Origin of the sequence: Clostridium sp. AF19-22AC, from assembly GCF_003479085.1 — a bacterium.
In the GTDB taxonomy this organism is placed as follows: Bacteria; Bacillota; Clostridia; order Lachnospirales; family Lachnospiraceae; genus Faecalicatena_A; species Faecalicatena_A orotica.
Genome location: NZ_QUGN01000001.1, coordinates 38,922 through 53,223, shown reverse-complemented (window position 1 = coordinate 53,223; position 14,302 = coordinate 38,922). Strand labels below are relative to the sequence as shown.

At 45.1% G+C, this 14,302-nt stretch carries 14 protein-coding genes; 3 read left to right on the top strand and 11 right to left on the bottom strand.

Going from position 1 to position 14,302, the window contains the following annotated elements:
* Positions 1-57: 57 nt before the first annotated feature.
* From DWX43_RS00240 to DWX43_RS00220, 5 genes are all read right to left on the bottom strand, one after another.
* Complete coding sequence (locus DWX43_RS00240; RefSeq protein WP_182440581.1) at positions 58-2,154, bottom strand: ABC transporter permease; 2,097 nt, start codon at positions 2,152-2,154, stop codon at positions 58-60.
* A complete protein-coding gene (locus tag DWX43_RS00235) occupies positions 2,144-2,911 on the bottom strand; it encodes an ABC transporter ATP-binding protein (protein WP_118618492.1) in 768 nt (255 codons plus the stop codon). Before DWX43_RS00235 ends, DWX43_RS00240 begins: the two co-directional genes overlap by 11 nt.
* 81 nt (positions 2,912-2,992) lie before the next feature.
* Positions 2,993-4,024: an ATP-binding protein gene (locus DWX43_RS00230; RefSeq protein WP_118618056.1), complete on the bottom strand. Its 1,032-nt coding sequence runs from the start codon at positions 4,022-4,024 to the stop codon at positions 2,993-2,995.
* Positions 4,021-4,686: a response regulator transcription factor gene (locus DWX43_RS00225; RefSeq protein WP_109732939.1), complete on the bottom strand. Its 666-nt coding sequence runs from the start codon at positions 4,684-4,686 to the stop codon at positions 4,021-4,023. The genes DWX43_RS00230 and DWX43_RS00225 overlap by 4 nt, the downstream gene beginning before the upstream one ends.
* A 151-nt stretch (positions 4,687-4,837) precedes the next feature.
* On the bottom strand, positions 4,838-5,632 hold the full coding sequence (locus tag DWX43_RS00220) for an SseB family protein (protein WP_109732938.1): 795 nt from the start codon (positions 5,630-5,632) through the stop codon (positions 4,838-4,840).
* A gap of 224 nt (positions 5,633-5,856) precedes the next feature.
* Between DWX43_RS00220 and DWX43_RS00215 the strand changes: the two genes are divergently transcribed.
* Together DWX43_RS00215 and tsaA are read left to right on the top strand one after the other, a co-directional pair.
* Positions 5,857-6,801, top strand: a complete 945-nt coding sequence (locus DWX43_RS00215; protein ID WP_118618054.1) for a cation transporter — start codon at positions 5,857-5,859, stop codon at positions 6,799-6,801.
* Between the two features lie 25 nt (positions 6,802-6,826).
* Positions 6,827-7,516, top strand: a complete 690-nt coding sequence (gene tsaA / locus DWX43_RS00210; protein WP_109732935.1) for a tRNA (N6-threonylcarbamoyladenosine(37)-N6)-methyltransferase TrmO — start codon at positions 6,827-6,829, stop codon at positions 7,514-7,516.
* Between the two features lie 54 nt (positions 7,517-7,570).
* On the opposite strand, the gene DWX43_RS00205 is transcribed toward tsaA, so the two are convergent.
* From DWX43_RS00205 to DWX43_RS00180, 6 genes are all read right to left on the bottom strand, one after another.
* Complete coding sequence (locus DWX43_RS00205) at positions 7,571-8,413, bottom strand: MurR/RpiR family transcriptional regulator (RefSeq protein WP_118618052.1); 843 nt, start codon at positions 8,411-8,413, stop codon at positions 7,571-7,573.
* Between the two features lie 63 nt (positions 8,414-8,476).
* Entirely contained in the window at positions 8,477-9,415 is a 939-nt protein-coding gene (locus tag DWX43_RS00200) for an ROK family protein (protein WP_330582206.1), read from the bottom strand.
* A gap of 76 nt (positions 9,416-9,491) precedes the next feature.
* On the bottom strand, positions 9,492-9,944 hold the full coding sequence (locus DWX43_RS00195; protein WP_118618050.1) for a YhcH/YjgK/YiaL family protein: 453 nt from the start codon (positions 9,942-9,944) through the stop codon (positions 9,492-9,494).
* Between the two features lie 33 nt (positions 9,945-9,977).
* Positions 9,978-11,483 carry a sodium:solute symporter gene (locus DWX43_RS00190; protein ID WP_118618048.1) on the bottom strand — a complete coding sequence of 502 codons (1,506 nt, stop codon included), beginning with the start codon at positions 11,481-11,483 and terminating at the stop codon, positions 9,978-9,980.
* 12 nt (positions 11,484-11,495) lie between these two features.
* Positions 11,496-12,410 (bottom strand): dihydrodipicolinate synthase family protein, encoded by a 915-nt coding sequence (locus DWX43_RS00185; RefSeq protein WP_118618046.1) that lies wholly within the window; start codon positions 12,408-12,410, stop codon positions 11,496-11,498.
* A 128-nt stretch (positions 12,411-12,538) separates the two neighbouring features.
* Entirely contained in the window at positions 12,539-13,225 is a 687-nt protein-coding gene (locus DWX43_RS00180; protein WP_118618044.1) for an N-acetylmannosamine-6-phosphate 2-epimerase, read from the bottom strand.
* 359 nt (positions 13,226-13,584) lie between these two features.
* Between DWX43_RS00180 and DWX43_RS00175 the strand changes: the two genes are divergently transcribed.
* Positions 13,585-14,244 carry a hypothetical protein gene (locus DWX43_RS00175; RefSeq protein WP_118618042.1) on the top strand — a complete coding sequence of 220 codons (660 nt, stop codon included), beginning with the start codon at positions 13,585-13,587 and terminating at the stop codon, positions 14,242-14,244.
* Positions 14,245-14,302 lie beyond the last annotated feature (58 nt).

Below are 14,302 nucleotides of genomic sequence, written 5' to 3'. Positions count from 1 at the left end.
TCTCATGATAACTCTTGAACCTCTATAAATCAAGGGCAGAAGATTTTTGAAGACTCTTTATTTCAACTGCAGGATTCTCTTACTTCCCAGATATGTCGTAATATAATATACAATATATACGCCAAAAACAATCAAACCCCCGGCACCGATAATCGTCAGCTTCGATTTGGCATCAAAGCCTTCAAACTCGCTAAATACGACACCTACAATAACGCTTGTATGAATGACCGCCAGCAGCAGAGGCATGCCGAAGTAAACCCTTAGCTGTTTTGTCACTGTCTGTTTCATATTCCTCTTTGATGCCCCCAGCTTCTTCAGTAGGTTATAGCGTTTTATATTATCTGCTGAATGGGCCATCTGCTGGATCGCCAGAACCGCACCGGCTGTAATCAGGAATGTCATACCCAGATACAGCCCCAGATATGTGGTCAATAGATTATCCGCTGTGAGAGAAACCATTGTTTCCTGCCTCGTCCACAATTGGAAACCTGTCACGTCTGCATTGAACCAGCCATCGTAAACCTTATCGCCAAATGATTCATCCTGACTCAGATAGTTAAGATCTACGAACCACATGTCCCGTGTCAATTCCTGAACCTTACTCTGCGGCACAATGATTGTTCCATTCTCAGATAATATATTCTGATTCTTCCAACCGGCACGGTAAATCCCCTTTGGTGCCAGAGATAAGGATGTATCACCTATGGTCAGTGTTTTCGGATTCCTCTGGAACTCTTCCAGCTTCTTTTCCATCACAGGGAATGCATATGACACTGCATACTCCCCTTCTTTCAGTTGTACCGGTTCTTGATTCTGGGAGGCTAAGATTCGATTATAGTCCTCCAGCCCCAGAATCGTAAGCAGGGACATCTGCTGCTCATATGCTGCATACTCTGCTTCGTCATACCCTTCGAATCCGCCAGCCTCATGACTTATTTCTACCTTATGATTCGTTTCGCTTTTCTCGTATTCCGCCTTCTCTCCCGAAAGGAAATCCGAGGTAAGGGAAGATGCCGTGTAAGTCCAGAACGCCTCGTAAGAATTGGAATACTTCTGCAGGTCAAATCCTGCTGACTTCAACAACTCCATCGGATCCTCTACATCTTTACCTTCCACCGATGAATAATAAATGGAAGCATCATACGGTGTCGAATACTCAATCCCATTCGTCACGTATTTCCCCATTCCAGGCCCCAGAATGATTAAAGATAACGATAAGAACAACAGAACAGAGGTCATTGCAATTGAAGTACTTTCTGACTTCAGCCTGGAGGAGAACTGGCTTGTCGTGAATAGGTTCAGGTTCTTAAAGTAATATCGTTTGTTCATCTTTTCCAGTCTGGTCGAAATTCTAAGGACAGACTTGATAAAAAACAATGTCCCCAGCATGAGCAGTACCACGCCCTGCCCCAGAGCCCTTGCAATATCCTCCTTGGCCACAGTGATGAGTATATAATATCCACCTGCGGTTAAGGCGATTGACAGCACTGCAAACAGCCATCCTGCACCTATGCCTGCCGCTGCCACAGTTTCATTCTTCCGGTCTGAATACAGCATATCCAAAAGGCTCATTTTCTTTAATTCTTTTGTATTAAAAAAGTGTACGAAAATAAATAAAATTCCGAAAAACAGCACGCTCAGCCCTATTGATTTAAAAGAAACCATAAAACGATAGGACTCCAGGCTGATCCCTGCCAGCTTTGCAGTCAGCAAAGACAATATCTGTGCCGCAAAGATTCCCATGACCAGACCTGCGACCAGTGAAAATGCGCCTATACGCAGCGTTTCTCTCATAAGAATTCCGTTCAGTTCCTTACGCTCCATTCCAAGCGTCGCATAGATTCCCATTTCCTTTTTTCTCCGCTTCAGCAGAAAGCGGTTTGCATATACGACCAGCGCGCCCATGATAATGCAGACAATCACAGAAAATCCGTTCAGCATGCCGGACGAAAAAGCAAGATAATTCAGCTTATCCTCGATTCCCAATGAAGTGAACTGGGTACTTATGGAGTTAAAGCTATAAAATAAGCATACAGAAAGAGCCAGAGTAAAAAAATAGATAAAATAATCTTTCGCACTTTTCCTTACATTCTTTCTGGCAAGTTCATCGAAAAGCCCTGATGTGGACCTGCTTTTTATTTTCTTAAAGGGCATGGCTCTTCTCACCTCCCAGAAAAGAAACGACCTGCATGATTTCATCAAAAAATTCTTTCCGGCTCTTCATGCCCCTGACCAGTTCATTGAAGATTCTTCCGTCCTTTATGAACAGAATACGCTTACAATGGCTTGCAGTAAATGCGTCATGAGTGACCATCAGTATCGTCGCCCTCTTATCCTCATTCATGATTCTAAGACTTTCCAGCAGCATGCCCGCTGATTTAGAATCCAGCGCCCCTGTCGGTTCATCCGCAAGGACCAGGGCTGGATTCGTCACAATCGCCCGGGCACAGGCAATACGCTGCTGCTGTCCCCCGGACATCTCATATGGGTATTTATCGAGAATAGACTCTACATCTAAATCGGATGCTGCCTGCCCGACTATTTGGGGGATCTTGGAAGGTTTCACCCCGTTGATTGCCAGTGCCAGAGCAATGTTATCTCTACCGCTCAATGTGTCCAGAAGATTGAAGCTTTGAAATATAAACCCCAGTGCTTCCCTCCTAAACCTTGCCAGTTGATTCTCGTTCAGATTGGTCACATCCCGCCCACTAATCAATATCTTTCCGGCCGTCGGACGGTCTATCGTGGAAATACAATTCAAAAGTGTCGTCTTTCCGCTCCCGGATGCCCCCATGATTCCTATATATTCTCCTCGTTCTACTTCAAAGCTGATATGGTTAATCGCTTTCGTAACGGTACCTTTTGTTTTATAAAATTTCTGCAGGTTTTCAACCTTTAAAACAGGATTCATAATCATACTCCTTTTCCTTTTTAATGGGATCATTTTATCACAGGGAAAAGGGCACTGCTACTTCATTACATAACAGCAAGATTACATTTTTGTAATATTTTTCATCCCTTCCTCACCAGCCGTCAGGAATTCAAGGGAAACAACCGTACCTTCCCCTTTCACCGAGGTAAGTGACAGTTTTGTCCCAAGTTTCCTGCATAAGATATCGCACAAATAAAGCCCAATACCGGTCGACTTTGTATATTCCCGCCCATTGCTTCCGGTGAAACCTTTGCGGAATACCCGCTCCACATCTTCCGGCGGCATTCCGATCCCGTTATCCGAAATAGACAGGCATACCTTTCGCCCTACTCTGACAGCCGAAAAAACAAGCTGCGGTTTCCGCTCCTTGGAATGATACTTCACCCCGTTGGAAATGATCTGTCCCAATACAAACCTCATCCACTTCAAATCCGTAAGTACCATGATATCGAGCCCCTCGAATTTTGGCGTTACTTTCTCGGCAATCATATCTGCCGCATGTTCCTTCACACTGCTCATCACCAATTCTTTCAGAGACACGGCACGTATCATATAGTCATCCTGCAGGCTGCTGCTTTTACTGTAATACAGCATCTGGTCAATAAACTTTTCTATCCGGTTCATCTCGCCGGAAAGACTCCGCGTCACCTCATCCCAGTGGTTCTCCATGATCAGTCTGGACACTGCAATGGGGGTTTTAATCTCATGCACCCACATCTCTACATAATCCTTATACTCCTGAAGTTCCGCTTCCTGACTCGCAGCCCTGTCATTCATATATTTCTCATCTTTCTGCAAAATATAATACAAAATTTGTCCTTCCTGAAAAGAAGGTTCCGTTATCAGTTCCGAGAGATATGCAATCTCATCCACATCCTCTGCATATTCTAAAAGCTTATCATAGAACTCTTTTCTGGAAAAAAAGTCATGCAGGAACAAAAGCAAAAGACCTGCCAGATAGAATCCCTCTATCACACAGGTCACTGCAATGGGTGTCTCTATCAACAGAAGCAGCCCCCATCCGGCAAACAAAATCACGGCAAATATAAAGATTGGTACCCATTTATCCTGACAATAGCGTGAAAATTTCATATAATATACCCCTGTCCCCGTTTTGTTTTCAGATAGTCATTCAATCCCATGTCTGCAAGCTTCTTTCGAAGACGGTTGATGTTGACATTCAATGTGCCCTCCTCCACAAATTCTTCCATCTCCCACAATTCTCTGATCAATTCATCACGGCTGACAATCGTCCCTTTATGATCCATCAAATTCTTCAGTATCCCCAGTTCATTTTTTGTAAGCTCCACATAATTTCCTTTATAGGATGCCCGGCTCTTTCCAATATCCAGTGTCAGCCCCAGATGTGACAATGTAAGGCTGTTTTTATGTCCATTTGTCCGAAGCAGCACCGCGGATATATGGGCCAGAAGAATATGGATATTATATGGCTTCGTGATAAAATCATCTGCCCCCTGGTTCAGGCTCATCAGTTCATCCATGTCGCTGTTCGAGCTTGTAACAACAATAATTGGTATATTAGAAGCCTCTCTGATACGCCTGCAGATATAAAACCCATCATGAACCGGAAGGCTCAGATCCAGCAGTACCAGATCCGGCGCCTCCCGCAGAATATCCTCTGCCACCCGGTCAAATTCTTTTGCTGCAATGCACTCATACCCATTCTTTTCCAGCACGCTGCAAAGTTCATCCCTGAGGCGTGCTTCGTCTTCTACTATATAAATACGTTCCATGACCAGACCTCCCCATTTGGTAAAAAGAGCTTCACCTGCGAAACCACCGCATGTGAAGCTCCCCTATGAACGAAATTAACTTGAAACTCTAGAGCGTATTTGATAAATCATGTATACGGCTGATTGTCCCAAATGAATTATCAAACACGCTCTAACCTTTTGAGAACCTGTTCAGCAGATTCGGAATGATGTTCTTAGCAATCACAGTGTTCATCCCCTGCGGATTTACAACAATCCCTTCTACATTATTTCCCAGAACCTTCTGAATATTTACAAAGTCCACCATATTAGCCTTAAACTTTCCTTCTGTATTAAACTTCTGGAATTCATTATAGTCTGTGAAAATCGGCTGGAACATCTTTCCTTCCTTATTCTTCACACATGGGAGCTTGATGTTGGAGCCATCTTTATCCGGCTTTTCCCCCTGTACCTCGATCGCCATAAAGAATCTGGAACGGATCAGGTTCACGACCATCTCCTCTTCCAGCTCCGGCAGTTTCGGCTTCTCATTGTTCGGCTTTGCCCGAAGCAGCTCCTGCATAAAATACAGGCCTGTCAGATGCATCTGCGGGTTTACTAACGGCTGCTTTTCCTTTGGCAGCTTAGAATAATCAGGCTGTACAACCAGCTTGTCCAGCGGAATCTTCGTCGTCATCTCCTCTTCCACAAATACAATCTCGTTAACCCCAACCAGATACAGTCCGCTGTAAAAACCTAGCAGCTGCTTATTCTCCAGACGCACAATCATCAGCAGGTCCTTCTCCTCATCCCTGCGTTTCTCGCCAAACTCTTTTGCCTTATCCTCCGTAGTAAAAATCCACACCTGGTCATTAAAAGTTTCCTCATCGCAGGTAATGAACGGCATTCTCGTCCCCTGGCTGAATGCGACATATGTAGTTTCAAGCTTCTGCAGCTTCTTCACTTGAATTTGAAAATTATTGTCCATGATAAACCTCGATTCATTCATTTTCCTTAAATTATACTATAGTATCCTTATGGACGCAAATAATTTTCAGGAATCTTAGTTTAGCTTTCTATCCCTTCCGGGACGAAAGTATACCAGTAAAATACAGACGGCTTGTCAACTACGTGCTTTTGTCGTAAAATAATGGTTAAAAGGCCGGAACTCTCCCCACAGGACAACCACCGGCCCATTAGGAGGTTTTATTTATGCACGTGGGCAGCAAGGCTCAGAAAAAGGAAAAATCGGCTATGACTGTTTCGCTGTATGGCAATATGCTTTTTGTTATTCTGGAACTTATCATGGCAGTTTATACAAGTTCCCAGGCGGTTCTGCTGGATGCAGTCTATGACGGCGTGGAGTTCGTCATGCTGCTGCCATCCATCTTTCTGATACCGCTCCTCTACAAACCTTCCAATGAAAAGCATCCTTTCGGCTATATGCAGATAGAGTCTATGTTTGTCGTTGTCAAAGGTGTGACTATGGCGGCCGTAACGATCGGACTGATCTTTAATAACATTGATATCATGCTGCACGGCGGGCGGACTGTTTCCTTCGGGACGATCGCGTGGTTTGAACTGGCTGCCTGTGTCTTAGGTGTTGCAGTATCAGTGTATCTGCACAGGAAAAATGAAGTCATGAATTCCCACTTAGTCGAGATGGAGATGCACGGCTGGCAGCTTGACAGCGTGGCCTCCCTCGGCATGGCGGTTGCATTCTTTCTTCCGGTTGTCATTCCCTTCGGACCTTTAAAAGGCATTATCCCTTATCTCGACCAGATCATTACTGTAGTTCTGTCCATCTGCATGATTCCGACTCCGGTCAAAGCGGTCATTACCGGGTTGAGAGACTTATTCCTGCTGCCCCCGGAAGAGGAAACAGTAGATGAAATCAAAGAAACCGTAGAGCCTATTCTGGAAGCCTACGGTTATGAAAAGCTATATTATGATATTGTCCGTACCGGACGCAAACTGTGGATCAGCGTCTATATTACCTTTGACCGGGATGAAGTCTCTATCCGCAGATTCAAGATCGTACAAAATTTCTGCATACAGGCGCTGGCGAAAAAGTTTTCGGACTTCTACTTCGAGCTGCTGCCTGATATAGAATTTACACTGGAGGATGAGAAGCCTCCCGCGTCTGAAGATGTCTAAAAAAACAGAAAGTGAGTAATAGAAAATGGAATCACCCTTTACCCTGAAAACGATTGCCCATATACGTAGTGACTTTCCTGAAAAATTCGGGATTCCACGGCAGAGCGGGCTGATAGAAGAGCTAAAAGCCGACATCCTGTTCGAGCCGGACTACCGCACCCCTGACGCCTTAAGGGGCCTTGAGGAATATTCCCATATATGGCTCATCTGGGGGTTTTCAGAATCGGTCCGTGATGGCTGGTCACCCACCGTGCGCCCTCCCAGACTGGGCGGCAACCAGCGCATGGGCGTATTCGCGACCCGTTCTCCGTTTCGTCCCAATCCACTTGGACTCTCCTGTGTCCGCCTCACCGGAATGGAACATACCAGTGACCGGGGCGTCATTCTCCATATTACAGGAGCCGACCTGCTGGACGGCACACCCATCTACGACATCAAGCCTTATCTTCCTTATGTTGACAGCCACCCGGATGCCCTGGGGGGATTCGGCAGTCTGCATAAGGATTACCGGCTTGAGGTGGACTGTCCTCCCCGCTGTCTTAAGGAAATTCCCGCGCAGCACCTCGACTCCTTGCTGGCAGTTCTTGCCCAGGACCCGCGTCCATCCTATCAAAGCGATCCAGACCGCATCTATGGGATGAAATACGCCGGCATGAACGTGAGGTTCTATGTAGACGGAGATATCCTGCATATCTGTAAGATCGAAAAACTGTAGTATTACCGGTAAGTACGCCGTTCTGGACAGATAGATACCCGGACGGCGTTTTCCTCACTCTCCCAGATACCGTTCTTTTTCTTCCCGCTCCCGCAGCGCCCGCAGTGTATTATCATGCAGGGTTTCCTTCTCATACTTATTCTGTTCCAGAAAGTAGGAATAAATAATATCCAGCATAATAAGCACCGGAAACTGCGGAGAGATGACATTCCCGTGATTCAGATGACGAAGCGATGGCAGAAGTAGCACTTCATCACAGAACTCTTCCAGCATTTCCTTATTCCTGGCAGTCACCATCACGGTACGTGCCTTTCTCTTATGTGCCTCTTTTAGCAGATAAAGCACTTCCTCCTTCTCACCGCTGATACTGATCCCGAACACCAGGCATGTCTGGTTCTGAAACACGGCCTGCATACGCATCAGGTCACTGTCCTGTATGGAATCAATATCCACTCCGATCCTCATAAACCTCAGTTTCATTTCCCTTGCCGCCAGACCGGAACTGCCCATCCCACATACGAACACTCTTGCGGCCTGATTCAGATAGCGGCTGATTCTGGCGATCTGTCCCTCATCCACAAGGCTGTATGTCTTATTCAGAAGTTCCTGATAGACATTGAGCACCATCCTCGTATTCCCGGTAATAGACTCCGGTTTCTCAACAAAAGTTTCTTCATACTGGTAAACAAATTCGCGGTAGCCCCTGTAACCACATTTCTTCGCAAAACGGGACAGCGACGCCTCCGAGACAAAGAGCTGCTCCGCAATAGCCTTTGCCGAAAAATCCATCTTCTTCCTGTTCTGAATGAAAAAATCGGCGATGTTTTTTTCTACAGTTGTAAAATTATCATAATTTGATTCAATAATCGGTACTACGGACTTTACATAATATTCCATCACTCACCGGTCCTCATCTTCTCCTGTATTTACCCATGCTTCTTCGATACATTGCCTGAGAGCTTACATTTTACCATGCTTCTCCATAAAATGGTAGAATGCCCCAAGCATTCCCGCATCATTTCTATGCTTCGCAAACGTGATCGTTGTACAGCGTGCTATGCTCGGAACAAGATAGCCCGCGACTGCCCCCTGAATCTTTCCTTTCAGATATTCTTCCTGGGCCATGATCCCGCCGCCGAGCACTACAGTCTGCGGATTCAGTACATAACAGATATTTGCGATGCCCCTCCCGAGGATGTCCACCATCTCCGCGATCGCCTGAATGCATGTCTCATCTCCTGCTTTTGCTTCTTCAAATATATGGTAACCACTCCACTTTTGCAGTGGTTCGCCTTTTCGTTCGGCTACTTTCTTTGACAAAATGCTGGCCGCCCCGAGAGTCTGGAAGTCACTGTCAAACATATGCATATATCCCACTTCGCACGCACTGTTGCTAAAACCGTGGAAAACTTTGTTATCCAGTACAATACAGCCTCCTATCCCAGTCCCTATCGTCAGCATCAGTGTGCTTGAGCTGTTCCTGGCTGAACCGGACATGCTCTCTGCAAGTCCTGCACAGTTCACATCATTTTCCACTTCACACGGAATCCCGAATTTCTTCTCCATCACTGCCTTAAACTTTGTGCCCGCATAGTTAGGGATCAGCGGTGCAGCATAGAAGATCTCGCCTTTTTCTGTATCAACCATTCCCGCCGTAGAAATACAGATTCCACTGATTTCACCTGCTTCCTGCGCGTCACGTCCTTTTAGTTCATTTACGATACCGACCGCCTTTTCCAGAATAGCCGGGCCGCCCTTTTCCGCCTCTGTCCGCATTTCCCTGCGTTCCAATATCCGACCGTTTTCATTTATAATTCCGTATTTTATAGCTGTGCCGCCGATATCTATGCTTATATATTTCTCCACCGCAGTTTCTTTGTCTGCTTTCTGCAATGCCATGTCCGAAACTCCCTTCATACCTGAACAGGCCAGACACCCGCTGAACAGGTGCCTGACCTTTTTTACTATTTTACAATTACTGGATCTTTACTTTAAAGATCGCCTTCTTAATTAACTTGGGCTCATCCACCTTCACAGCCGTGCGGTGTGCGTCATGTGGATAACAGACCAGAAAATCCCCTGCATCCAGCACAACATGGCCGTTTGCCCCGCCCTGAAGAGGAAGGAAATCCTTTTCTGGCTGGAACTCTTCTTCCTTCATATTTTCAATGAAGTTCACATCGATCTGTTCAGGCCCGTCCAGCATGACATGGATGTCCAGATACTCTCTGTGTGCCTCCCAGAAACGATCTTCCGGCGTCGTTGTCGTATATTCCACGATATTTACAAACAATCTGTCTCCGTCTATTTCATGAGATCCTTTTTCAAATGAAATCAGATCATGTTCCTTTGCATAGGCAAAGCATTCCTGAATCTGGCTGTCCAGAAAGCTGTACTCGCTTAAATTACGGATGTTTCCAAAAATCATAATTCTGCTCCCTTCTTTTTATTTTACAATAGATTAATTTTTAAAGATAGTTGTATTTGGAGCCGGTACAGAAGTATCACCCTTTACTTTCCTCCAGATCAGGCTCGCAGGAATTCCTACAACAAGAGATACTGCAATTGAGATCAGTGAGTATGACCAGATAGTAACGCTTCCGGCTGGTGCAAAGTACTTAATACCGATCATAACAGCAGATGCCGCGATGAATGCCAGCGTAGCACCGAAGGTATTTGCAATTTTTGTAAATGCACCGAGTATAAATGTTCCGACAAGGATACCGAGTACGAGACCCATGAATCCGTTGAACCACTCATATGCCGATTTTACTCCACCGTTTGCGAGTACCATTGCGATCACGATTGCGAAAATACCTACAATCAGAGATACGTACTGCCCTATCTTTGTCTGCTTTTCAAAGCTCAGTTCCTTTTTGGTCAGGCGGGACTGGATATCCAGTGTCCAGCTGGATGCTACCGAATTCAGCCCCGTTGACAGTGTAGACTGCGACGCCGCGTAGATGGCTGCCAGCAAAAGTCCTGTAACACCTACCGGAAGCTCGAAAGCAATGTAGGATGCAAAAATCTGGTCCTGGGCTGCTGCCGGCGGAAGTGCGTTCTGCTGGTAGAACACATACAGTCCGGTACCGATCAGGTAGAATACAGTTGCAATAAAAATAGATAATGCTCCGTTTGTCAGCATCATTTTATTCAGTTTCTTTGTATCCGTTGTTGTTGTAAAACGCTGTACAATATCCTGGCTTGATACATAGGAGCCCATTGTATTGAATCCGGCGCCCACAATCAGGATAAATACGCTGTCTTTTAAGATATTGATATCAAATACCGGCTGGTCTGCTGCAAGGAATTTATGGTCTGCGGCAAAGGCACCGAAGATTGCCCCGATCCCGCCATCGATATGTGCAAGAAGGAAAATCAGCGCGAACGATACACCGATCAGCAGCACGGAACCCTGTATGAAGTCTGTCCAGAGCACGGACTTCAAACCGCCTGTATATGAATATATAATTGCAATAATTCCCATGATGATGATCAGGATATTTACATTAATGCCCATCAGGTTTGAAAGTACCATACACGGCAGATACATGATAATTGACATACGTCCCACCTGATAGATGATAAACATCACCGCACCAAGTACACGCAGTCCCTTGCTCCCGAAACGCAGCTCCAGATAATGGTAAGCCGTGTCGATATCCAGTTTGCTGTAAATCGGAAGGAAAAACTTAATTGTCAGAGGGATAGCAAGAAGCATGCCTAACTGTGCAAACCACATAATCCATGTCCCAGCATAGGAGTTCCCTGCCAGTGACAGAAATGAAATCGGGCTCAATAATGTGGCAAATATGGATACGGAAGTGACCCACCACGGCACCGTCCCGTCGCCCTTAAAGAATTCTTTTCCCTTCATATCCTTTTTCGCGAAATGAAGTCCGGCAAATAATACTGCTGCCAGATATACAATCAGTATTACAAGATCAATGACTGTAAAGCCCTGCATATTTTCTTCCTCCTAATATTTTGCTTTTGCATCTGTGATCATCTTTGCAGCTTCTTCTACGACTGCCATGTCTGATTCAGTAAGGCCCGGAAGTGGCTTGCGCACTCCGCCCAGTTCAAGTCCTTCATTGATCTTTAAAATTGCTTTAATTACACCGTACATATTGCCGTGTGCAGAACACATTTTATAAATGATCGCATTGACTGCATACTGTAGTTCTCTTGCCTCTTCCATTTTTCCTGCTCTTACGAAAGCATCCAGTTTCAGGAATAATTCCGGCATTGCTCCATAAGTTCCACCAATTGCTCCCTCGGCCCCTATCACTCGTCCACTCATGAACTGCTCGTCCGGTCCGTTAAAGATCACATAATCCTCTCCGCCTGCATCCTTGAACATCTGGATATCCTGCACCGGCATGGAAGAGTTCTTTACGCCGATCACCCTCGGGTTCTTTCTCATCTCTGCAAACAGATTCATAGTCAGTGCAACACCTGCGAGCTGGGGAATGTTATAGATCACAAAGTCTGTGTTCGGTGCTGCCGAGCTGATGTCGTTCCAGTACTCTGCAATCGCATACTCAGGCAGATGGAAGTAGATCGGTGGGATTGCCGCGATAGCATCCACGCCAAGACTTTCTGCGTGAGCCGCCAGCACTTTGCTGTCCGCGGTGTTATTACAGGCAACGTGTGCGATTACAGTCAATTTCCCTTTTGCCTCTTTCATCACATTTTCCAGAACGATCTTTTTATCCTCAACGCTCTGATAGATACATTCCCCTGAAGACCCGTTCACATACACGCCTTTTACCCCTTTGTCAATAAAATAGCGTGTCAGCGCCTGTACTCCATTCGGGCTTATATTCCTCTCTTTGTCATAGCATGCGTAGAACGCCGGGATAACTCCTTTGTACTTGTCCAGATTTCTCATGATAAATTCTCCTTTTCTTTTATATAGAATATGCGGCCATATAGTTACCCTTTTTATATGCACCTGTCTCCTTGCACCGTCCCGTTGTGTGATGCATCCTTCTGCTTACATTCTTGTGAAAATGTCCGTTATTTTAACGCATCCGCAAATGGCTTCGTAATCAGCTGCGGTCTGGTAATGATTGAACCTACTACCACGGAAAATGCCCCCAGTTCAATCACCCGTTTTGCCTTTTCCGGTGTATTGATATTGCCTTCCGCAATGACCGGATGCTTTACATTGGCTACGATTTTGCGAAGTATTTCGAAATCATTTTTTTCTATCTTATAGTCCCTGCTTTGGTCCGTATAACCAACCATCGTTGTGCCGATAAAATCAAATCCAAGCTCATCCGCGTGAAGCGCCTCTTCCACAGTGGAGCAGTCCGCCATAAAAAGTTGTTCCGGATATTTTTCCTTTACCTGTACAAAAAATTCATCCAGACTCACCCCTCCGGGGCGTTTATCAATCGTCGCATCCATAGCGATGATCTCCGGTTTCACTTCCATGAGCTCATCAATCTCTTTCATTGTCGGTGTAATATACACTTTACAGTCTTCGTAATCCCTTTTTACAATTCCGATAACCGGAAGGTCTACCTGCGTCTGTATCTCGGCGATGTCTTCTTTTGTATTCGCCCTGATTCCGGATGCCCCGCCTTCCTTTGCCGCCAGTGCCATTCTTCCCATAATAAAGGAAGAGTGGAGGGGCTCATGAGGAAGTGCCTGACAGGATACGATTAATTTTCCTCTCAGCTGTTCTACTCGTTCGTTCATATTTCTCATCCTCCTTGCTCGATCTGTTACCAGTATAGGCCTGCTTGTTTTTAATTTCAATAGACCTGATTTCATCTGAAAGTGCTTTCATTCTTTTTTCTTTACTATGGCATTTAGTACATTTTTCTATTCACTATTTTGTTAATTTTGCACAACCAATCGTGCCTGCTTTCGTTAATGTCCAAGCAATACACCTCTGTTAGGCGGAGGTTGTAACCTTCTGCGTTAAAAATTTCCCCGTGTCAATTAATTAACTATCTTTGTCTGCATAGGGATGGTATAATACCATTAACAGGTTTATATTCCTGCCGGCACTATAATCCGGCAAACCTGACATACGAAATGAGGAGGGAAATTGAATGAACAAGAAAAGAGGAATTGTGTCCATTCTAATTTTGTCAATGGCAGTTATGATGCTGAGTGGATGCGCAAGAAAATTTGATGCCAGTGGATATACGAAAGCAGTACTGGATGTATGCTACAAAGGCGAGACTGAGCAGTATATGAAGCTTACCAATTCATCAAAAGAAGAGGCTGAAGCTGTATTCTTAGATAATATGGAGCAAATCATGGAGGAGTTTGCAGCGTTAAATCTTTCCGAAGAACTGCAGGCGAGTTACAAAGAATTCTTTGAAGATCTTGCCAAAAATGTGAAGTATACTGTCGGAGAGGCTGTCCCGGATAAAAAGGGCAACTTTACAGTAGATGTTTCTGTCGAACCAATTACCAATCTGCAGGATACCTACGAAGAATTCATGACAAAAACGGAAGAATATACTACTCAGGTTAGTAATGATATAATAAACGGAGGCGAAACACCTTCCGAACAAGAAATGCAAAATAAAGTATTTGAGATTTACTATAATATTTTAAGGGCTTCTATAGATGCAGGTATTAACTACGGGGAAGCACAGACCGTAACTATGCATGTTAACAAAGGAAATAATAATGTTTACGAGATTCCTGAGGCAGACCTTACTGCACTGGATGAACTGACAATTGCTGCTGATATCTTTTAGACTGCCATATAATCACCAGCAGCCCGGCATTTCCGCTCATGCGGAACAGCCGGGCTGT

Bases quoted from the DNA above. Each gene is read 5' to 3' on its own strand.
- DWX43_RS00240 (WP_182440581.1), bottom strand. From the start codon at position 2,154: ATGCCCTTTAAGAAAATAAAAAGCAGGTCCACATCAGGGCTTTTCGAT.
- DWX43_RS00235 (WP_118618492.1), bottom strand. From the start codon at position 2,911: ATGAATCCTGTTTTAAAGGTTGAAAACCTGCAGAAATTTTATAAAACA.
- DWX43_RS00230 (WP_118618056.1), bottom strand. From the start codon at position 4,024: ATGAAATTTTCACGCTATTGTCAGGATAAATGGGTACCAATCTTTATA.
- DWX43_RS00225 (WP_109732939.1), bottom strand. From the start codon at position 4,686: ATGGAACGTATTTATATAGTAGAAGACGAAGCACGCCTCAGGGATGAA.
- DWX43_RS00220 (WP_109732938.1), bottom strand. From the start codon at position 5,632: ATGGACAATAATTTTCAAATTCAAGTGAAGAAGCTGCAGAAGCTTGAA.
- DWX43_RS00215 (WP_118618054.1), top strand. From the start codon at position 5,857: ATGCACGTGGGCAGCAAGGCTCAGAAAAAGGAAAAATCGGCTATGACT.
- tsaA (WP_109732935.1), top strand. From the start codon at position 6,827: ATGGAATCACCCTTTACCCTGAAAACGATTGCCCATATACGTAGTGAC.
- DWX43_RS00205 (WP_118618052.1), bottom strand. From the start codon at position 8,413: ATGGAATATTATGTAAAGTCCGTAGTACCGATTATTGAATCAAATTAT.
- DWX43_RS00200 (WP_330582206.1), bottom strand. From the start codon at position 9,415: ATGGCATTGCAGAAAGCAGACAAAGAAACTGCGGTGGAGAAATATATA.
- DWX43_RS00195 (WP_118618050.1), bottom strand. From the start codon at position 9,944: ATGATTTTTGGAAACATCCGTAATTTAAGCGAGTACAGCTTTCTGGAC.
- DWX43_RS00190 (WP_118618048.1), bottom strand. From the start codon at position 11,483: ATGCAGGGCTTTACAGTCATTGATCTTGTAATACTGATTGTATATCTG.
- DWX43_RS00185 (WP_118618046.1), bottom strand. From the start codon at position 12,410: ATGAGAAATCTGGACAAGTACAAAGGAGTTATCCCGGCGTTCTACGCA.
- DWX43_RS00180 (WP_118618044.1), bottom strand. From the start codon at position 13,225: ATGAACGAACGAGTAGAACAGCTGAGAGGAAAATTAATCGTATCCTGT.
- DWX43_RS00175 (WP_118618042.1), top strand. From the start codon at position 13,585: ATGAACAAGAAAAGAGGAATTGTGTCCATTCTAATTTTGTCAATGGCA.